The organism is Pseudomonas sp. R1-1, assembly GCF_051132135.1.
Taxonomy (GTDB): domain Bacteria; phylum Pseudomonadota; class Gammaproteobacteria; order Pseudomonadales; family Pseudomonadaceae; genus Aquipseudomonas.
The window spans coordinates 5,049,967-5,070,118 of sequence record NZ_CP071663.1 but is presented as its reverse complement, the minus strand read 5'-3'; the positions used below and the strand labels follow the sequence as shown (position 1 = coordinate 5,070,118).

At 59.9% G+C, this 20,152-nt stretch carries 13 protein-coding genes and 1 pseudogene; 10 read left to right on the top strand and 4 right to left on the bottom strand.

Annotated features, from left to right (window positions below; genetic code table 11):
- Positions 1 to 242 precede the first annotated feature (242 nt).
- Positions 243 to 2,999 (top strand): RHS repeat-associated core domain-containing protein, encoded by a 2,757-nt coding sequence (locus J3P75_RS22765; protein ID WP_434708266.1) that lies wholly within the window; start codon positions 243 to 245, stop codon positions 2,997 to 2,999.
- A 52-nt stretch (positions 3,000 to 3,051) separates the two neighbouring features.
- Here the strand turns inward: J3P75_RS22765 and J3P75_RS22760 are convergent, their stop codons facing one another.
- From J3P75_RS22760 to J3P75_RS22750, 3 genes are read right to left on the bottom strand one after another with little or no spacing between them, the layout of a single operon-like run.
- Complete coding sequence (locus J3P75_RS22760) at positions 3,052 to 3,447, bottom strand: DNA polymerase III subunit chi (protein WP_434708265.1); 396 nt, start codon at positions 3,445 to 3,447, stop codon at positions 3,052 to 3,054.
- A 9-nt stretch (positions 3,448 to 3,456) separates the two neighbouring features.
- Positions 3,457 to 3,885 (bottom strand): DNA polymerase III subunit chi, encoded by a 429-nt coding sequence (locus tag J3P75_RS22755; protein WP_434708264.1) that lies wholly within the window; start codon positions 3,883 to 3,885, stop codon positions 3,457 to 3,459.
- A 57-nt stretch (positions 3,886 to 3,942) separates the two neighbouring features.
- On the bottom strand, positions 3,943 to 5,433 hold the full coding sequence (locus J3P75_RS22750; RefSeq protein ID WP_434708263.1) for a leucyl aminopeptidase: 1,491 nt from the start codon (positions 5,431 to 5,433) through the stop codon (positions 3,943 to 3,945).
- 576 nt (positions 5,434 to 6,009) lie between these two features.
- On the opposite strand from J3P75_RS22750, the gene lptF reads away from it, so the two are divergent.
- From lptF to pdxJ, 8 genes and pseudogenes are all read left to right on the top strand, one after another.
- Positions 6,010 to 7,131: an LPS export ABC transporter permease LptF gene (lptF, locus tag J3P75_RS22745; protein WP_434708262.1), complete on the top strand. Its 1,122-nt coding sequence runs from the start codon at positions 6,010 to 6,012 to the stop codon at positions 7,129 to 7,131.
- Complete coding sequence (lptG, locus tag J3P75_RS22740) at positions 7,124 to 8,185, top strand: LPS export ABC transporter permease LptG (RefSeq protein ID WP_434708261.1); 1,062 nt, start codon at positions 7,124 to 7,126, stop codon at positions 8,183 to 8,185. The genes lptF and lptG overlap by 8 nt, the downstream gene beginning before the upstream one ends.
- 178 nt (positions 8,186 to 8,363) lie before the next feature.
- A pseudogene (lepA, locus tag J3P75_RS22735) lies at positions 8,364 to 10,128 on the top strand (translation elongation factor 4).
- 9 nt (positions 10,129 to 10,137) lie between these two features.
- Positions 10,138 to 10,992: a signal peptidase I gene (gene lepB, locus J3P75_RS22730; RefSeq protein WP_434708260.1), complete on the top strand. Its 855-nt coding sequence runs from the start codon at positions 10,138 to 10,140 to the stop codon at positions 10,990 to 10,992.
- Positions 10,993 to 11,161: 169 nt separating this feature from the next.
- Positions 11,162 to 11,851 carry a ribonuclease III gene (rnc, locus tag J3P75_RS22725; RefSeq protein ID WP_024011703.1) on the top strand — a complete coding sequence of 230 codons (690 nt, stop codon included), beginning with the start codon at positions 11,162 to 11,164 and terminating at the stop codon, positions 11,849 to 11,851.
- Positions 11,844 to 12,746, top strand: a complete 903-nt coding sequence (gene era / locus J3P75_RS22720; protein ID WP_064586098.1) for a GTPase Era — start codon at positions 11,844 to 11,846, stop codon at positions 12,744 to 12,746. The genes rnc and era overlap by 8 nt, the downstream gene beginning before the upstream one ends.
- A 166-nt stretch (positions 12,747 to 12,912) precedes the next feature.
- Positions 12,913 to 13,602, top strand: coding sequence for a DNA repair protein RecO (gene recO / locus J3P75_RS22715; protein ID WP_090281897.1), 690 nt, complete (start codon positions 12,913 to 12,915; stop codon positions 13,600 to 13,602).
- Between the two features lie 39 nt (positions 13,603 to 13,641).
- Positions 13,642 to 14,385, top strand: a complete 744-nt coding sequence (gene pdxJ / locus J3P75_RS22710; RefSeq protein ID WP_434708259.1) for a pyridoxine 5'-phosphate synthase — start codon at positions 13,642 to 13,644, stop codon at positions 14,383 to 14,385.
- Between the two features lie 124 nt (positions 14,386 to 14,509).
- Here the strand turns inward: pdxJ and mltF are convergent, their stop codons facing one another.
- Positions 14,510 to 15,970 (bottom strand): membrane-bound lytic murein transglycosylase MltF, encoded by a 1,461-nt coding sequence (gene mltF / locus J3P75_RS22705; RefSeq protein WP_434592028.1) that lies wholly within the window; start codon positions 15,968 to 15,970, stop codon positions 14,510 to 14,512.
- 285 nt (positions 15,971 to 16,255) lie between these two features.
- Here mltF and purL point away from each other — a divergent pair, with 285 nt between their 5' ends.
- Positions 16,256 to 20,152 (top strand): phosphoribosylformylglycinamidine synthase, encoded by a 3,897-nt coding sequence (gene purL, locus J3P75_RS22700; RefSeq protein ID WP_434708258.1) that lies wholly within the window; start codon positions 16,256 to 16,258, stop codon positions 20,150 to 20,152.

The following is a 20,152-nucleotide window of genomic DNA, read 5'->3' as shown; positions in this document are numbered from 1 at the left end:
TCTGCTAGTACTTTTCCAACAGGGAACGAAGGGCAGATCAAATGTGTGCATCTCAAACATCGCTGCATGCCAACACTCCATCGATCACGGTACTGGATAGCCGCTGCCTTCGTGTGCGGGATGTACGTTACCACCGCCATCCCGATTCACCCGCTGTTACAAGCGAACGCATTAGCCGTCACCATTACGATGGTCGCGGGTTCCTGATACGCAGCGCTGACCCCCGATTAAGCGAAGCCGGATTGGCCAATTTCATTTATGTCAGCAGTCTGTCCGGGCGCGTGTTGAGTCAGCAGGGTGCAGACAATGGCGGCAGCGTGGCGTTACCTGACGCTTTCGGTCGTTCTTACAACGTGGTAAGCAATATTCCAGACCCTGGCCACGAACATGGAAACACTACTCAGGTTGTTACCAGCACCTACCAATACGAAGAAAGCGATCTTCTCGGTCGTCTGACTAGCGTTTCCGAACAGGTGGGGAACGAGCGCCCGAAAATCAGCGAGCGAAGGGTCTATGCCGCAAACACTGAGGCTGAAATCGCGCTGAACCTGGCCGGCCGGTGCGTGAGCCACTACGACACGGCCGGTCTGACGAAGACTGATAGCGTGGCGCTGACAGGTGTGCCGCGCTCGATTAGCCGTCGTTTCTTCAAGAGCGCAGACAACCCGGGCGAGGTGGTCGATTGGCAGGGTGACAACGCCTCGGACTGGAATGACGGCCTGGATGACGAGACCTTCACCAGTCTGGTTACCACCGATGCGACGGGCGCGCTGCATAGATCTACGGACGCAGCGGGCAACCTGCAGCGCGTTGCTTACGATATGGCAGGAGCAATCCGGGGGCACTGGGTGACACTCAAGGGCAGCGCGGAACGGGTTGTCGTGAAGTCGCTGACGTATTCGGCGGCGGGTCAGAATCTGCGTGAAGAGAGCGGCAACGGTGTGGTAACCACTTGGAAATACGAGCAGGAAACCCGGCGCCTCTCGGGAATCAGAGTGGAACGACCGCTCGGGCATGCGGCGGGAGCTAAAGTGCTACAGGATCTGAAGTACACGTATGATCCGGTTGGTAACGTCAGCGTTGAGCGCGACGATTCGCAGACACCATGCTTCTGGCGAAATCAGAAGATGCTGGCGCAAAACACTTATATCCATGACTCGCTCTATCAACTGACCAGCGCAACCGGACGCGAGATGGCGAATGCCGAGGGGGCATGCGGCTCCCCTCTGGTCTGCGGTTCTGACGACGCCGCTTACACCAGTTACACCCGCAATTACCGCTACGATATGGTCGGCAATCTGATTCAGATACGCCACATCGCACCACCCTCGCAAAATAATCACACCACCAGGGTCACGATCAGCAACCGCAGCAATCGCGGTGTGTTGGACACCCTGGCTACAAATCCCGAGGAGGTGGACGCATTTTTCTCTGCGGGCGGGCAGCAGACCACTTTGCAGCCCGGACAGCGGCTTGCCTGGACGCCGCGCAACGAACTTTTGCAAGTGACCCCGGTGATGCGTAATGGCGCGATGGATGACCATGAGACGTATCGCTATGACAGTGCCAGTCAGCGAGTGCTGAAGTTCAGCGCGCAGAAAGTGTGTGGTTGCATACACAAGCAGCGGGTCGTTTACCTGCCGTCACTGGAGCTCAGAACGAAGGGTATCAACGCAACAGTGGCGGAGCGTCTGCACGTCATCAACGCAGATGCGTCAGGTCGATCCCGACTGCGAATCCTGCATTGGGACAGTCCGAGGCCGCCGAACGCCGATAATGACCTGCTGTATTACAGCTATGACAACTTGATTGGCAGTAGCGCAGTGGTTCTGGACGGTGAGGGGAAGCTTGTAAGCCAAGAGGAATATTACCCGTTCGGCGGCACAGCCATATGGATGGCGCAAAGTGCCATTGAGGCGGATTTCAAAACCGCCAGATACTGCGCAAAGGAACGCGATGCCACGGGACTTTACTACTTTGGCTGGCGCTACTATCAGCCCTGGGCAGGGCGCTGGTTAAGTGCTGATCCGGCAGGAACGGCGGACGGCATGAACCTGTTCATGATGGTCGGCAATAATCCCGTCACGTTTTTTGATAGCAATGGTTTGTACAAGGAAGGGCTAGAAGCCAGGCAAATGGTTGGCGAGTCATTTATCCATCCATTGCATATGCCTGCCTTCGAAAAAGTATCGAAAGAACACAATGTAGCAATAAGCGTTAGAGAGTCCGGAAGTTACACCATCAAGGCTTTGGACGAAGGTGCCGCTGCCAAGGGCCATAACATTCTTGAAAAGACCATCAAACCGTCTTCCTTGAAAGCAGTTTACGGAGATGGCGCTGAAGCGATGCTCGCGCGGGCAGAAAAAAGCGGGTTGGTCGGGCGAGTGGGGCAGTGGGGCCGGGGCGGTGTTCGAGGGCTTTATGCGCGCAATAGGATCAGCGATGAAGATGTTTCCTACAGCGTTAATCTGCAAAGTCCCATCGAACACGAACTCCTGGATGCCTGGGTGAAGTTCAAAGTCGTCACGCCCTATACGGGTGACTACGATATGCACGATGTTATTCAGTCAAGACAAGGAAAAGGTATTGTTCCGCGCTCGGGAAGTAGCGAGGAGGCGCAAGTCATGAATTTGATCAATCATGCTATCGCCGAACTGGATTCCGCGAGACCGTTCGATAACACTCCGATGAATGTGATCCGTCATGGTCCGCAAGTGAACTTCGTTTCACATATGTGGAGTCATGAATTCGACAAGGTCAAACAGGACAACGGATATTTGGAGGCGGTTGCCCGGCCAGGCCCGTTTCCGATAGCCATGGTGCACCAGGGGCAGTGGTCGATTATCGAAAACACCCGCGAACTGTTCGATTTTTACGGGGCGTTGAACTCCGCAGTTCCGGAGCATTGGGCGCAAGAGTTTGTGAGTCGGGGAAAAGGCATGGTTGCCACGCCCAGACATGCCAGAACACTGGATTGGCATCGCAGCAACACCGTCTAGAAGTCAGGTTTGCCGGGTTGCCAACTCAGTGCTGATCGTGGGGGTGCCAAGGCTACTCGTACTGGCTCAGCAACCGCTCCATCCGCGCATCAAGACGACGTTTGATCTCGGTTTCGATGTGCGGGGCGAAGTCGTCGATCACGTCTTGCATGATCAGTTGCGCGGCGGCGCGCAGTTCGCTGTCCAGGTGCAGCAGGGCGTCCGGACCTTTGTCGACCGGTGCAGTCGGTTGCGCGGCGGCGCTCGGCGTTGGTGCTGCAGGCGGCTCGGCGGCGGGTGGCTCGTTGCCGACCGGGTCGAACAGCATCGGAATCTGTTCCTGTTCGCCTTCGTCGACCGTGTCGGTCAGCAGTGGCGGTTGCAGGTTGTCATCGCCGAGCAACTGGCGGATCGATTCGAGATCGTCCAGCAGGTGTGCGGACTTCTGTTGCGGTTTCGGAGTGTCCATTGGGAGTGCTCAGAGTCGCTGTAAACGGTGGTCTTGCAGAGAATAGCCCTGTTCGCGGTAGAAGCGGAAACTCTCCCGCGCGGCCGCTCGAATCGTCGGGTCTTCGACCACTACTTCCGCCACTCGGGCGAATTTGTTGGCGAAGGCCGGGACTTTCAGGTCGAGATTGACCAGCAAGTCCTGGTGTTGACCGCAGTCGTCACCCAGGCCCAGCACGATCAAACCTTCCGGTTCGCTGTCTGCCGGGCCGTGCGGCACAAAGCTTTCGCCCTTGAACGTCCACAGGCGCGCATCGAGATCGTCACGCTGGGCGGCATTGCTGCAATGCAGGTAGATGCGGTGGCCCATGCGCCAGGCTTTCTCGGTGAGCTTGCAGGCAAAGTCCAGGCGAGCCGAAGGATCGGCGCTGGGCAGGATATAGAAATCGACTTTGGTCATTGCGGGTCCAGGGCAGCAAGCGACGTCACCCGAGAGTGACGCCACTTTTCAGCGGGGTCAGGCTTTGGCGCGATCCAGCAGGTATTGGGTCAGCAACGGCACCGGACGGCCAGTGGCGCCCTTGTCCTTGCCGCCGCTGGTCCACGCGGTGCCAGCGATGTCGAGGTGCGCCCAGTTGAGGTTCTTGGTGAAGCGCGACAGGAAGCACGCGGCGGTGATGGTGCCGGCCTTCGGCCCGCCAATGTTGGCGATGTCGGCGAACGGGCTGTCCAGTTGTTCCTGGTACTCATCGAACAGCGGCAGTTGCCAGGCGCGGTCATCGGCGGCCTGACCAGCGCTGAGCAGTTGGCCGATCAGTTCGTCGTTGTTGCCCAGCAGGCCCGAGGTGTGCGCGCCCAAGGCTACGACGCAAGCGCCGGTCAGGGTGGCGATGTCGATGACCGCTTGTGGCTTGAAACGCTCGGCGTAGGTCAGCGCGTCACACAGCACCAGACGGCCTTCGGCGTCGGTGTTGAGGATTTCCACGGTCTGGCCGCTCATGGTGGTGACGATGTCGCCCGGACGCGAAGCGTTGCCGCTCGGCATGTTTTCCGCGCAGGCGAGGATGCACACCAGATTGATCGGCAATTTCAGCTCGAGCACGGCGCGCAGGGTGCCGAACACGCTGGCGGCGCCGCCCATGTCATATTTCATTTCATCCATGCCGGCGCCCGGTTTCAGGCTGATGCCGCCGGTGTCGAAGGTGATGCCTTTACCGACCAGCGCGTACGGCTTCTCGGATTTCTTGCCGCCGTTGTATTGCATGACGATCAGGCGCGGTGGCTGGGCGCTGCCCTGGCCAACGGCGTAGAAGGAACCCATGCCGAGGGATTTGATCTTCTTCTCGTCGAGCACTTCGACTTTCAGATCCTTGAACTCTTTGCCGAGGTTCTTGGCCTGTTCGCCCATGAAAGTCGGGTGGCAGATGTTCGGCGGCAGGTTGCCCAGATCGCGGGTGAAGGCCATGCCGTTGGCAATCGCCGTCGCGTGATTGACCGCACGCTGTACTTCGGCTTGCGCCGCCTTGATGGTCAGCAGGGTGATTTTCTTCAGCGCGCGCGGTTCGGCTTTCTGGCTCTTGAACTGATCAAAAATGTAGCCGCCGTCGATCAGGGTTTCCGCGAGCAGACGGGTCTTGCCGTAGCTGTCGCGGTTTTTGACGATAACTTCATCGAGCGCCAGCACGGCGTCGCTGCCGCCCAGGCCTTTGAGGGTGTTGAGGATGCCAGCAACGATTTTGCGCAACGGACGGTCGCCCAGTTCTTCATCCTTGCCCACGCCGACCAGCAGCACGCGCTCGGCTTTCAGGTTCGGCAGGCTGTGCAGCAGCAGGCTCTGACCGACCTTGCCGGCGATATCGCCACGCTTGAGGACTGCGCTGATCGCGCCGCCGCTCAGTTCGTCGACCTGGGTGGCGGCCACGCCGAGTTTGCGGCCTTCGCCGACGGCAACCACCAGGGTGGCGGTTTTCAACGTTTCTGGGCTAACGCTTTTTACAACCAGTTCCATGTCCGGATCCCTGAATGAATGGTCAACACGCAGGCGTTCGACGTTGTCCGCAGTCGCCTGCTTATAGATAGAAGAGGCGCAGGCCAAAGCCTGCGACAAGGGCCGCAGTTTGAACCTCGCTCCCCGCGCCTGACAACCCTAGGGGGCGTTCTCAATTAGTTTTCACACCGCGTTGTCGCCTTAAAGCCAGCCAGGCAAGGCGCAGGCCGCTGGGAATGGTTGTTCCCTTTCCAAGGCCTGCAACGCAGACTGGCCGGCTTTAAGGCACAACCCGAAGGGCCGGGCCTGCTGTTGTGCAGGGCTGCGTTGCTCGAAGCTTATCTGGAATGACCAAACCACGCTTCTCGCGCCTTGCCCTGCACAACAGCAGACTCGGCGCGGTGTGAAAACTAATTGAGAACGCCCCCTGGGTTGTACGATCAGCAAAGGATTACAGCGATGGATGAGTGTGCGCAGTGACAGGCGCACCCAATCACAGGATAATGCCGCATCTTTTTTCGACCGCTCTGCGTTGCGGGCCGGTCGATGTGCTTGCTTGTTTGGCCGCCTTAGCCTGACAACCCTGGAGTGTCTGGTTTGATCGTCTTCCGTTATCTGTCCCGCGAAGTCTTGTTGACCCTCAGCGCCGTAAGTGCCGTGCTGCTGGTCATCATCATGAGCGGTCGCTTCATCAAATATCTGGCTCAGGCCGCTGCCGGCCAGCTCGATCCGGGCTCGCTGTTCCTGATCATGGGCTTTCGTCTGCCGGGTTTCCTGCAACTGATTCTGCCGCTGGGCCTGTTCCTCGGGATCCTGCTGGCCTACGGTCGGCTGTACCTGGAAAGCGAAATGACCGTGCTCTCGGCCACCGGCATGAGTCAGCAGAAACTGTTTCGCATGACCCTGTTCCCGGCGACCCTGGTGGCGCTGGTGGTGGCGTGGCTCAGCCTGGGGCTGGCCCCGCAAGGCGCAAACCAGTTCCAGCTGCTGCTGAACAAGCAGGATGCGCTGACCGAGTTCGACACCCTCGAACCTGGGCGTTTCCAGGCACTGCGCGACGGTACGCGGGTGACCTACACCGAAACCCTGAGCGACGACCGGGTCAATCTGGGCAGCGTGTTCATTTCGCAGAAAAACCTCGGCGCCGATCAAAAGGATCGCGGCATTTCCGTGCTGGTGGCCGAATCGGGCCGTCAGGAAATCCGCCCTAACGGCAATCGCTATCTGATCCTCGACAATGGCTATCGCTATGACGGCAGCCCGGGTCAGGCCGATTACCGCGCCATTCACTACGAAACCTACGGCGTGCTGTTGCCCAAGCCGGACGTCAGCGAGGAAGTCACCGACCGTGACGCCATGCCAACGTCCTCGCTGCTGGGCAGCGATGACATCCGTTCCCGAACCGAACTGCAATGGCGTTTGTCGCTGCCGCTGCTGGTGTTCATCGTGACCCTGATGGCGGTGCCGCTGTCGCGCGTCAACCCGCGCCAGGGGCGTTTCCTCAAGCTGCTGCCGGCGATTCTTCTTTATATGGCTTACCTGACCATCCTGATTGCCGCGCGCGGCGCCCTCGAGAAGGGCAAGATCCCGCCAGCACTCGGTTTGTGGTGGGTGCACGCAATCTTCCTGGTCATTGGCCTCGGCCTGCTGTACTGGGAGCCGCTGCGTCTGAAAATGGCCAGCCGTCGCTCTGCTGCGCTGGAGGTGGCCCGTGGTTAAGCTCGACCGCTATATCGGCAGCAGCGTGTTCATGGCGATCATCGCTGTGCTGGCAATCATTCTCGGTCTGGCGACGCTGTTTGCCTTCATCGATGAAATGGGCGACGTCAGCGATACCTACACACTGGTCGACGTGCTGAGCTTCGTGCTCCTGACCGCGCCGCGCCGTCTCTATGAAATGCTGCCGATGGCGGCGCTGATCGGTTGCCTGATCGGCCTCGGCAGTCTGGCCAGCAGCAGCGAGCTGACGGTGATGCGCGCCGCGGGCGTGTCGATCGGCCGTATCGTCTGGGCAGTGATGAAGCCGATGCTGGTGCTGATGCTGGCCGGCGTGCTGATCGGCGAATACGTCGCCCCGGCCACCGAAAGCATGGCGCAGGCCAATCGTTCGCTGGCGCAGGGTAGCGGCGATGCACAAAGCGCCAAGCACGGCATGTGGCACCGTCAGGGTGAGGAATTCATCCACATCAACGCCGTGCAACCGAACGGCCTGCTGTATGGGGTGACCCGCTACCACTTCGACAAAGAGCGTCATCTGCTCAGCTCCAGCTTCGCCAAAAAGGCCGAATTCGACGGCAATAAATGGCAGCTCACCGACGTTGCCACCACGCTGTTCAAGGAGCGCAGTACTGAAGTCGTCAATACCCCGAGCGAGGAGTGGGATGTGGCGTTGAGCCCGCAACTGCTCAGCACTGTGGTCATGGCCCCGGAATCGCTGTCGATCAGCGGTCTGTGGGGTTATATCCACTATCTGGCCGAGCAAGGCTTGAGCAACGGCCGTTATTGGCTGGCATTTTGGGTCAAGGTATTGCAGCCGCTAGTCACTGCCGCTCTGGTGCTGATGGCGATCTCCTTCATCTTCGGTCCGTTGCGTTCGGTGACCCTCGGTCAGCGAGTTTTCACCGGCGTACTGGTGGGCTTCACCTTCCGGATCGTCCAGGATTTGTTGGGGCCGTCGAGTCTGGTGTTTGGTTTCTCGCCGTTGTTTGCGGTGCTGGTGCCGGCCGGGGTGTGCGCCTTGGCGGGTGTCTGGCTGCTCAGGCGAGCGGGCTGATGAACAAGCTTTCATTCAGCGCTTGAATCCTGAAAAACGCCCCGCTCGCAAGAGTGGGGCGTTTTTGCATGCAAACCGGATGACAGGCGAACGTGACGCTTGCGCGGACTATCAGGTACATTCAATTCCCGGCTATTTTTCGGCGGGCCATGCCTGCAGCCTTTTTGAGTGTTGATCCGTGAGTGATTTGAGTCATATCCGCAATTTCTCCATCATCGCCCACATTGACCATGGCAAGTCGACGCTGGCCGATCGCTTCATCCAGATGTGCGGCGGCCTGGCCGAGCGCGAAATGGAAGCCCAGGTCCTCGATTCCATGGAGCTTGAGCGTGAACGCGGGATCACCATCAAGGCCCACAGCGTCACCCTTTATTACACCGCCAAAGACGGCATCAAGTACCAGTTGAACTTCATCGACACCCCGGGTCACGTCGACTTCACCTACGAAGTCAGCCGTTCCCTGGCCGCGTGTGAAGGTGCGTTGCTGGTGGTCGATGCCGGTCAAGGCGTTGAAGCCCAGTCCGTGGCCAACTGCTACACCGCAATCGAGCAGGGCCTGGAAGTGATGCCAGTGCTGAACAAGATCGACCTGCCGCAGGCCGATCCGGATCGCGTCAAGGACGAGATCCGTGACCTGCAGTGCCAAGACCGGCCTGGGTGTCGACGAAGTCCTCGAGCGTCTGGTCCACACCATTCCAGCGCCGACCGGCAACATCGAAGATCCGCTGCAAGCGTTGATCATCGACTCCTGGTTCGACAACTACCTGGGCGTTGTCTCCCTGGTACGTGTGCGTCACGGTCGGGTGAAGAAGGGCGACAAGATCCTCGTCAAGTCCACCGGCAAGATCCACCTGGTCGACAGCGTCGGCGTGTTCAACCCGAAACACACCGCCACCACCGATCTGAAAGCCGGCGAAGTGGGCTTCATCATTGCCAGCATCAAGGACATTCACGGGGCCCCGGTCGGTGACACCCTGACCCTGGCCTCGACTCCGGACGTTGAAGTGCTGCCCGGCTTCAAACGCATCCAGCCACAGGTTTACGCCGGTCTGTTCCCGGTCAGCTCCGACGACTTCGAGGATTTCCGCGAAGCGCTGCAGAAGCTGACACTCAACGACTCGTCGCTGCAGTACACCCCGGAGAGCTCCGACGCCCTGGGCTTCGGCTTCCGTTGCGGCTTCCTCGGCATGCTGCACATGGAAATCATCCAGGAGCGCCTCGAGCGCGAATACGACCTGGACCTGATCACCACCGCGCCGACGGTAATCTTCGAGCTGGTGCTGAAAACCGGTGAAACGATTTACGTCGACAACCCCTCCAAGCTTCCGGATGTGTCGTCGATCGAAGACATGCGCGAGCCGATCGTGCGGGCCAATATCCTGGTCCCGCAGGAACACCTGGGCAACGTCATCACCCTGTGCATCGAAAAACGCGGTGTGCAGGTCGACATGCTGTTCCTCGGCAATCAGGTGCAAGTGACCTACGACCTGCCGATGAACGAAGTGGTCCTGGACTTCTTCGACCGTCTCAAGTCCACCAGCCGTGGCTATGCTTCGCTGGACTACCATTTCGACCGTTACCAATCGGCTAATCTGGTGAAACTGGACGTGTTGATCAACGGCGACAAGGTCGATGCCCTCGCATTGATCGTGCACCGTGACAACTCGCACTACAAAGGTCGACAGTTGACCGAGAAGATGAAAGAGCTGATCCCGCGGCAGATGTTCGACGTAGCCATCCAGGCCGCCATTGGCGGGCAGATCGTTGCGCGGACGACCGTCAAGGCACTCAGAAAGAACGTATTGGCCAAATGCTACGGTGGTGACGTCAGCCGTAAGAAGAAACTGCTGGAGAAGCAAAAGGCCGGTAAGAAACGCATGAAGCAGGTCGGCAACGTGGAAATTCCACAGGAAGCCTTCCTTGCCGTGCTCAGGTTGGAATAGTCAGGTCCTATGTCACTAAATTTCCCGCTGTTGCTGGTCATCGCCGTGTTCGTCTGCGGCCTGTTGGCGTTGCTCGATCTGTTGATTCTGGCGCCGCGTCGCCGGGCGGCCATCGCGTCCTATCAGGGTAGCGTCAGCCAGCCTGATGGCGTGGTGGTCGAAAAACTCAACAAGGAGCCGCTGCTGGTCGAATACGGCAAGTCGTTCTTCCCGGTGTTGTTCATCGTGCTGGTGCTGCGTTCGTTCCTCGTGGAGCCGTTCCAGATTCCTTCCGGCTCGATGAAACCGACCCTGGACGTCGGCGACTTCATTCTGGTGAACAAGTTTTCCTACGGGATCCGCCTGCCGGTGATCGACAAGAAAATCATCGAAGTCGGTGATCCGCAGCGCGGCGATGTGATGGTGTTCCGCTACCCGAGCGACCCCAACGTCAACTACATCAAGCGTGTGGTCGGCTTGCCGGGTGACACGGTGCGCTACACCGCTGACAAGCGTCTTTTCGTCAATGGCGAATCGATTGCCGAGCAGATGGTCGGTGCCGAGCCAGGCACACTGGGCAGCGCTGAACTCTATAAAGAGAAGCTGGGCGCCGCCGAGCACCTGATCCGCAAGGAAATGAGCCGTTATCGCGCCACGCCGGACCGCTCGTGGACCGTGCCTGCCGGGCACTACTTCATGATGGGCGACAACCGCGACAACTCCAATGACAGCCGTTACTGGGATGATCCGAACATTCCCAAGAACCTGCTGGGCATGGTTCCCGACCAGAATATCGTCGGCAAGGCCTTTGCGGTCTGGATGAGCTGGCCGGAACCGAAACTCAGCCACCTGCCGAATTTCTCGCGGGTTGGCCTGATCAAATAATCACACACGGCGCTGTTGACCACAGCGCCGAATGCATTTCTGGAGCCGGCACAATCGGCTTCACAATCGCCAGGATTTAATTTTTGAACACAGCGTTAATTGTCCCAGGCCTGCGCCGCACCCCGGCGATGGCAGTGGAATCCAGCCACGAACTCAGCGTGGGTAAACCGTGAGCGTTTCTCTAAGCCGTCTCGAGCGCCAGCTCGGTTACACCTTCAAGGATCAGGAGCTGATGCTGCTGGCCCTCACGCACCGCAGTTTTGCCGGGCGCAACAACGAACGCCTGGAATTTCTCGGTGATGCCATCCTCAATTTCGTCGCCGGCGAGGCGTTGTTCGATCGCTTCCCGCTGGCTCGCGAAGGCCAGTTGTCGCGTTTGCGCGCACGCCTGGTAAAAGGTGAGACGCTGGCCGTACTGGCGCGCGGTTTCGACCTTGGCGATTACCTGCGACTGGGTTCGGGTGAGTTGAAAAGCGGTGGCTTCCGTCGCGAGTCGATCCTGGCCGATGCCCTCGAAGCGCTGATCGGTGCGATCTACCTCGATGCCGGCATGGACGTTGCCCGCGAACGTGTTCTGGCCTGGCTGGCCGGCGAGTTCGAAGGCCTGACGCTGGTCGACACCAACAAGGATCCGAAAACCCGTCTGCAGGAACATCTGCAGTCGCGCGGTTGCGAACTGCCGCGCTACGAAGTGGTGGATATCCAGGGCGAGCCGCACTGCCGAACCTTCTTCGTCGAATGCGAAGTGGTCTTACTGAATGAAAAAAGCCGAGGTCAGGGTGTGAGCCGTCGTATTGCCGAACAGGTAGCGGCCGCCGCAGCACTGATTGCCCTGGGCGTGGAGAATGGCAATGACTGATACAAACGCAACTCGCTGTGGCTACGTTGCCATCGTCGGCCGTCCCAACGTCGGCAAGTCGACGCTGCTCAACCACATCCTCGGCCAGAAGCTCGCGATCACCTCGCGCAAGCCGCAGACCACCCGCCACAACATGCTCGGGATCAAGACCGAAGGCGATGTGCAGGCGATTTACGTCGACACCCCCGGCATGCACAAGGGTGGCGAAAAAGCCCTGAACCGTTACATGAACAAAACCGCCTCGGCGGCGTTGAAAGACGTCGACGTGGTGATCTTCGTGGTCGACCGCACCAAGTGGACCGAAGAAGACCAGATGGTCCTCGAGCGTGTGCAATACGTCACCGGCCCGCTGATCGTCGCGCTGAACAAGACCGATCGCATCGAAGACAAGGCCGAGCTGATGCCGCACCTGAGCTGGTTGCAGGAGCAGTTGCCAAACGCCCAGATCATCCCGATCTCCGCGCAGCACGGGCATAACCTCGAGGCGCTGGAAAAGGTCATCGCCGACCACCTGCCGGAAAACGATCACTTCTTCCCGGAAGACCAGATCACCGACCGCAGCAGCCGCTTCCTCGCCGCTGAACTGGTGCGTGAGAAAATCATGCGTCAGATGGGCGCCGAGCTGCCGTACCAGATCACCGTCGAGATCGAAGAGTTCAAGCAGCAGGGCAAGACCCTGCACATCCACGCGTTAATCCTTGTCGAGCGTGACGGCCAGAAGAAAATCATCATTGGCGACAAGGGCGAGCGCATCAAGCGCATCGGCACCGAAGCGCGCAAGGACATGGAGCTGCTGTTCGACTCCAAGATCATGCTCAACCTGTGGGTCAAGGTGAAGGGCGGCTGGTCCGACGACGAGCGTGCGCTGCGTTCGCTGGGTTATGGCGATCTGTAAGCGCCGAACCTGAGAACACCGATACCCACTGTGGGAGCGAGCCTGCTCGCGATTGCGGACTGTCAGTCGACATCAATGTTGCCTGTCAGGGCCAAATCGCGAGCAGGCTCGCTCCCACAGTAGTTTTGGGTTGTGTATAAAACTGCGTTTGTTCATCGAGAACTCAATGTCGCAAAATCCGCCTCCCGCCCAACCCGCCTACGTCCTGCATTCGCGCGCCTATCGCGAAACCAGTGCGCTGGTCGACTTTCTCACGCCGCAGGGTCGGCTGCGGGCGGTGTTGCGCAGTGCGCGTGGCAAGGCCGGTACGCTGGCGCGGCCGTTCGTGGCGCTTGACGTCGAGTTTCGCGGCAAGGGCGAGTTGAAGAATGTCGGGCGCATGGAAAGCTCCGGGACGTCGGCGTGGCTCAATGGAGAGGCGCTATTCAGTGGCCTCTACCTCAACGAGCTGTTGATTCGTCTGCTGCCGGCCGAAGATCCGCATCCCGCGGTGTTCGATCACTACGCCGCGACCTTGCTCGCGCTTGCTGAAGGTCGGCCGCTGGAGCCATTGCTGCGTTCTTTCGAATGGCGCTTGCTCGACGACCTCGGCTACGGCTTTTCGCTGAATACCGATGTGCACGGCGAACCCATCGCCGAAGACGGTCTCTATCGTCTGCAAGTAGATGCCGGGCTTGAGCGAGTGTTTCTGCTGCAACCGGGCCTGTTCAACGGTGTTGAGCTGCTGGCCATGGCCGAAGCCGACTGGTCGGCCACCGGCGCGCTGTCAGCGGCCAAGCGTCTGATGCGTCAGGCCTTGGCGGTGCATCTGGGCGGTCGGCCGCTGGTAAGCCGCGAGCTGTTTCGCAAGCCCTGATATGCTGTGCGCCGAATTCTTCCCTTCAGGAGCGCACTCGTGACCAGCAGCAATCGCATTCTTCTCGGCGTGAACATCGACCACGTTGCCACCCTGCGTCAGGCTCGCGGCACTCGTTACCCGGACCCGGTCAAGGCAGCGCTGGATGCAGAAGAGGCGGGCGCCGATGGCATCACCGTGCACCTGCGCGAAGACCGCCGTCACATCCAGGAGCGCGACGTCCTGCTGCTCAAGGAGGTGCTGCAAACGCGAATGAACTTCGAAATGGGCGTCACCGAAGAAATGATGGCGTTCGCCGAGCGCATTCGCCCGGCGCACATCTGTCTGGTGCCGGAGACGCGCCAGGAACTGACCACTGAAGGTGGCCTGGATGTAGCGGGGCAGGAAGAACGCATCAGGGCAGCGGTCGAGCGGCTGTCGAAGATCGGCAGCGAAGTGTCGCTGTTCATCGATGCCGACGAGCGGCAGATTGCAGCCTCCAAACGCGTCGGCGCCCCCGCGATCGAATTGCACACCGGGCGTTACGCCGACGCTGAAACCCCGACGGAAGTGGCTGAAGAGCTCAAGCGTGTCGCCGATGGCGTAGCGTTCGGTCTGGCTCAGGGCTTGATCGTCAATGCCGGGCATGGCCTGCATTACCACAACGTCGAAGCCGTGGCGGCGATCAAAGGCATCAACGAACTGAACATCGGCCATGCGCTGGTGGCGCATGCGTTGTTTGTCGGGTTCAAGTCTGCTGTGTCCGAGATGAAAGCGTTGATTCTGGCTGCCGCCAAACACTAAGTCCCACCGCAATCCCCTGTAGGAGTGAGCCTGCTCGCGATAGCGCTGTGTCAGACACCATCACATTGGCTGACACACCGCTATCGCGAGCAGGCTCACTCCTACAATTGATATGTGGGGTTGGTTAGAGCGGGGCTGGCTCTTGCGCCGGCTTCGACTTGTCGATCCCCGGCACATGCAGATTGCCCTCGGCCACCTGATCGCCTTCGAGCTGCGGCTGGGTCACCCAGGTGAGGATGTCGTAGTAGCGACGGATGTTCGCCACGAAGTGCACCGGCTCGCCACCGCGGGCGTAGCCATAACGGGTCTTGCTGTACCACTGCTTCTGCGACAGGCGCGGCAGGATCTTCTTCACGTCCAGCCACTTGTCCGGGTTCAACCCTTCCTTGGCGGTCAGTTTGCGTGCGTCGTCGAGGTGGCCGCTGCCGACGTTATACGCCGCCAGCGCGAACCAGGTGCGGTCCGGCTCCTTGATCGAATCGTCGAGCTGATCCTTCATGTACGCCAGGTATTTGGCACCACCCATGATGCTTTGCTTGGGGTCGAGACGGTTGGACACGCCCATCGCCTGTGCAGTGTTCTGGGTCAGCATCATCAAGCCGCGCACACCGGTTTTCGAGGTGACGGTCGGTTGCCACAGCGATTCCTGATAACCGATCGCCGCCAACAGGCGCCAGTCGACTTTCTCTTTCTTCGCGTAATTCTTGAAGTGCTGTTCGTATTTCGGCAGACGCTGCTGCAAGTGCTGGGCGAAGGTCGTGGCGCCCATGTAGCCGAGCACGTCGACGTGGCCGTAATAACGATCCTTGAGCCGTTGCAGGGTGCCGTTTTTCTGCACCTTGTCGAGGTAGTCGTTGATTTCGTTGAGCAGGCTGTTGTCTTCGCCCGGCCCCACCGCCCAGCTCTGGCTGCGCGCATCGCCAAGGTCGAAGGCCACGCGAATGTTGGTGAAGTACACCTGATTCATTGCCACTTCGTTGGAGTCGACCAGGGTCAGATCGATCTGCCCTTCATCGACCATACGTAACAGATCGACTACCTCGACGGCGTCAGACTCTTCGTACTCGATGGCGGGAAATTTCTGTTTCAGCTCGGCCAGTTGTTCGGCGTGGGTGCTGCCCTTGAGCACCATGATCTTTTTGCCGACCAGATCACCGGGATCGGTTGGCCGCGACTGGCCGTTGCGGTAGATGATCTGCGGTGTCACTTCAAGGTAAGAGTGGGAGAACCGCACCTGCTTCTTGCGTTCATCACTGCTGACCAGACCGGCCGCAGCGAGCACCGGGCCATTGGGCTTGCCGATCTGGTTGAACAGGTCATCGAGGTTATCGGCGGTTTCGATCTTCAGTTCAACGCCCAAATCGTCGGCAAAACGCTTCACCAGCTCGTATTCGAAGCCGGTTTCACCGCTGCGATCCTGAAAGTAGGTGGCGGGGCTGTTACGGGTGATCACCCGCAGCACACCATCCTCCTTTACGCGCTCGAGGGTGTTGGGTTTATCAACACAGCCACTGAGCATCAGGAAGAGTCCGGTTGCGATCAGCCATTTGGCGTACCGCGGACGCAAAGCCGTTGGAAAAAACATCTGCGCAGTATACGCAAACGGCCACGGGCGCCATATCTCGACAGCACGGGAGGAGTCTGCTAAAGGTCACAAAATCGAGCGAAACCCCCTGAAAACGGGCGCAACAGGCTTTTTGTTACAGTAAAAATAAGCCGCTGTTACACGGGTGATTTACCTGACCCCGGAGGCAGAAACACACAACGGTATGCCAATGCAACCGTGCGTAGCGTTTCGGGTGATGTTGAGGGCGGTTTAGGCTAGAATGCACGGCCTCAAAGCACACCCCTTCCCGAGGCTGTCCCGAAGATGTTGATCCTGCGCGGCGCTCCTGCCCTTTCTGCCTTTCGCCACAGCAAACTCCTTGAGCAACTGAGCCAGAAGGTTCCAGCTGTCAGTGGCCTGTATGCTGAATTCGCTCACTTCGCCGAAGTCACCGGCGTCCTGACCGGCGACGAACAGCAGGTGCTTGCGCGCCTTCTGAAGTACGGCCCAAGTGTTCCGGTTCAAGAGCCGACCGGCCGTCTGTTTCTGGTGCTGCCGCGTTTCGGCACCATCTCGCCCTGGTCGAGCAAGGCCAGCGACATCGCCCGCAACTGCGGCCTGAGCAAGATTCAGCGTCTGGAGCGCGGTATCGCCTTCTATGTGGCTGGCCAGTTCAGCGAAGCCGAAGCGCAGTTGATCTCGGATGCCCTGCATGACCGCATGACCCAGATCGTGCTGGCCAACCTCGAGCAGGCCGCCGGTTTGTTCAGCCACGCCGAGCCGAAGCCGCTGACCGCGATCGATATCCTCGGTGGCGGCCGTGCCGCGCTGGAAAAGGCCAACACCGAGCTAGGCCTGGCCCTGGCCGAAGACGAGATCGACTATCTGGTCAACGCCTTCAACGGTTTGAAACGCAACCCGCACGACATCGAACTGATGATGTTCGCCCAGGCCAACTCCGAGCACTGCCGTCACAAGATCTTCAACGCCAGTTGGGACATCGACGGCCAGAACCAGGAAAAAAGCCTGTTCGGCATGATCAAGAACACCTATCAGATGCACAGCGAAGGCGTGCTGTCCGCTTATAAGGACAACGCTTCGGTGATCGTCGGCAACGTCGCCGGCCGCTTCTTCCCGAACCCTGAAACCCGCCAGTACGGCGCGGTGCAGGAGCCGGTGCACATTCTGATGAAGGTCGAAACACACAACCACCCGACCGCGATCGCCCCGTTCCCGGGCGCATCGACCGGTTCCGGCGGCGAAATTCGTGACGAAGGCGCTACCGGGCGTGGCGCCAAGCCAAAGGCCGGCCTGACCGGTTTCACCGTATCGAACCTGCAGATCCCCGGCTTCGAACAGCCATGGGAAGTGCCGTACGGCAAGCCTGAGCGCATCGTTACTGCACTGGACATCATGATCGAAGGCCCGCTCGGCGGCGCTGCGTTCAACAACGAATTCGGGCGTCCGGCCCTGACGGGCTACTTCCGTACCTTCGAACAATCGATCAGCACCCCGCACGGCGACGAAGTGCGCGGCTACCACAAGCCGATCATGCTCGCTGGCGGCATGGGCAACATCCGCGAAGAACACGTCAAGAAAGGCGAGATCGTTGTCGGCTCCAAGCTGATCGTGCTCGGCGGCCCGGCGATGTTGATCGGTCTGGGCGGCGGCGCGGCATCCTCGATGGCCACCGGCACCAGTTCGGCGGATCTGGATTTCGCTTCCGTACAGCGTGAAAACCCTGAGATGGAGCGTCGCTGCCAGGAAGTCATCGACCGTTGCTGGCAATTGGGTGACAAGAACCCGATCAGCTTCATCCACGATGTCGGCGCGGGCGGTCTGTCCAACGCCTTCCCGGAACTGGTCAACGACGGCGACCGCGGTGGCCGTTTCGAACTGCGCAACATTCCCAACGACGAACCGGGCATGGCCCCGCACGAAATCTGGTCGAACGAATCCCAGGAACGTTATGTTCTCGCGGTCGGCCCGGCTGATTTCGAGCGCTTCCAGGCGATCTGCGAACGCGAGCGTTGCCCGTTTGCCGTGGTCGGGGAAGCCACTGCCGAACCGCAACTGACCGTGACCGACAGCCACTTCGGCAACAACCCGGTGGACATGCCACTGGAAGTGTTGCTGGGCAAGGCCCCGCGCATGCACCGTTCGGTGGTTCGCGAAGCTGAATTGGGCGATGACTTCGATCCGTCGAACCTCGATATCACCGAGTCCATCGAACGCGTTCTGCATCACCCGGCCGTGGCGAGCAAGAGCTTCCTGATCACCATCGGCGACCGCACCATCACCGGCCTCGTCGCCCGTGACCAGATGGTCGGCCCATGGCAGGTGCCGGTGGCCGACGTTGCCGTGACTGCGACCAGTTTCGACGTCTATACCGGTGAAGCCATGGCGATGGGCGAGCGCACGCCGCTGGCTCTGCTGAACGCCCCGGCATCCGGCCGCATGGCGATTGGCGAAACCATCACCAACATTGCTGCCTCGCGCATCAACAAGCTTTCCGACATCAAACTGTCGGCGAACTGGATGTCTGCCGCTGGTCACCCGGGCGAAGACGCGCGTCTGTACGACACCGTGAAAGCGGTCGGCATGGAGCTGTGCCCTGAGCTGGGCATCACCATTCCGGTGGGCAAGGACTCGATGTCCATGGCCACCCGCTGGAACGATAACGGTGAAGAAAAAACCGTGACCTCGCCGATGTCGCTGATCGTGACCGGTTTCGCGCCAGTGGCTGACATCCGTCAGACCCTGACCCCGGAACTGCGCATGGACAAGGGCACCACCGACCTGATCCTGATCGACCTCGGTCGCGGGCAGAACCGCATGGGTGCTTCGATCCTCGCGCAAGTCCACGGCAAACTCGGCAAGCACGCGCCGGACGTCGATGACGCCGAAGACCTCAAAGCCTTCTTCGCGGTGATTCAGGGCCTCAACGCCGACGGTCACCTGCTGGCGTACCACGACCGTTCCGACGGCGGTCTGCTGACCTCCGTGGTGGAAATGGCCTTCGCCGGCCACTGCGGTCTGAGTCTGAACCTGGACAGCGTTGCCGAATCCGCCGCGGAAATCGCCGGTATCCTGTTCAACGAAGAACTGGGTGCGGTCATCCAGGTGCGTCAGGACGCCACGCCGGACATCCTCGCGCAGTTCAGCGCTGCCGGCCTGGGTGACTGCGTGTCGGTGATCGGTCAGCCGATCAACAACGGTCAGATCAACATCACCTTCAACGGTGACACCGTGTTCGAAGGTCAGCGTCGTCTGCTGCAGCGTCAGTGGGCCGAGACCAGCTACCAGATCCAGCGTCTGCGCGACAACGCCGAGTGCGCCGAGCAGGAATTCGACGTACTGCTGGAAGAAGACAATCCGGGCCTGAGCGTCAAGCTCAGCTACGACGTCAACCAGGACATCGCCGCGCCGTACATCAAGAAGGGCATTCGTCCACAGGTGGCGGTGCTGCGTGAGCAGGGCGTCAACGGTCAGGTGGAAATGGCCGCCGCGTTCGACCGCGCCGGTTTCAGCGCGATCGACGTGCACATGAGCGACATTCTCGCCGGCCGTGTCGACCTCAACGAGTTCAAAGGCCTGGTGGCCTGCGGTGGTTTCTCCTACGGCGACGTCCTCGGCGCCGGTGAAGGCTGGGCCAAGTCGGCGCTGTTCAACAGCCGTGCCCGCGATGCGTTCCAGGGCTTCTTCGAGCGCAACGACAGCTTCACCCTCGGCGTGTGCAACGGTTGCCAGATGATGTCCAACCTGCACGAGCTGATTCCGGGCAGCGAGTTCTGGCCGCACTTCGTGCGCAACCGCTCCGAGCAGTTCGAAGCGCGCGTGGCGATGGTGCAGATCCAGGAGTCGAACTCGATCTTCCTGCAGGGCATGGCCGGTTCGCGCATGCCGATCGCTATCGCACACGGTGAGGGGCATGCCGAGTTCGCCAGCGAAGAAGCACTGCTGGAAGCCGATCTGTCCGGTTGCGTGGCGATGCGTTTCGTCGACAACCATGGCAAAGTCACCGAGCGTTATCCGGCTAACCCGAACGGCTCGCCGCGCGGGATCACCGGCCTCACCAGCCGTGACGGCCGCGTGACGATCATGATGCCGCACCCTGAGCGGGTATTCCGCGCGGTGCAGAACTCGTGGCGCTCGGAAGACTGGAACGAAGATGCACCCTGGATGCGTATGTTCCGTAATGCGCGCGTTTGGGTTAATTAA

Coding starts and splice junctions, on each gene's coding strand:
- J3P75_RS22760 (WP_434708265.1), bottom strand. CDS start 3,447: ATGGACACTCCGAAACCGCAACAGAAGTCCGCACACCTGCTGGACGAT.
- J3P75_RS22755 (WP_434708264.1), bottom strand. CDS start 3,885: ATGACCAAAGTCGATTTCTATATCCTGCCCAGCGCCGATCCTTCGGCT.
- J3P75_RS22750 (WP_434708263.1), bottom strand. CDS start 5,433: ATGGAACTGGTTGTAAAAAGCGTTAGCCCAGAAACGTTGAAAACCGCC.
- lepB (WP_434708260.1), top strand. CDS start 10,138: ATGTCACTAAATTTCCCGCTGTTGCTGGTCATCGCCGTGTTCGTCTGC.
- era (WP_064586098.1), top strand. CDS start 11,844: ATGACTGATACAAACGCAACTCGCTGTGGCTACGTTGCCATCGTCGGC.
- recO (WP_090281897.1), top strand. CDS start 12,913: ATGTCGCAAAATCCGCCTCCCGCCCAACCCGCCTACGTCCTGCATTCG.
- mltF (WP_434592028.1), bottom strand. CDS start 15,970: ATGTTTTTTCCAACGGCTTTGCGTCCGCGGTACGCCAAATGGCTGATC.
- purL (WP_434708258.1), top strand. CDS start 16,256: ATGTTGATCCTGCGCGGCGCTCCTGCCCTTTCTGCCTTTCGCCACAGC.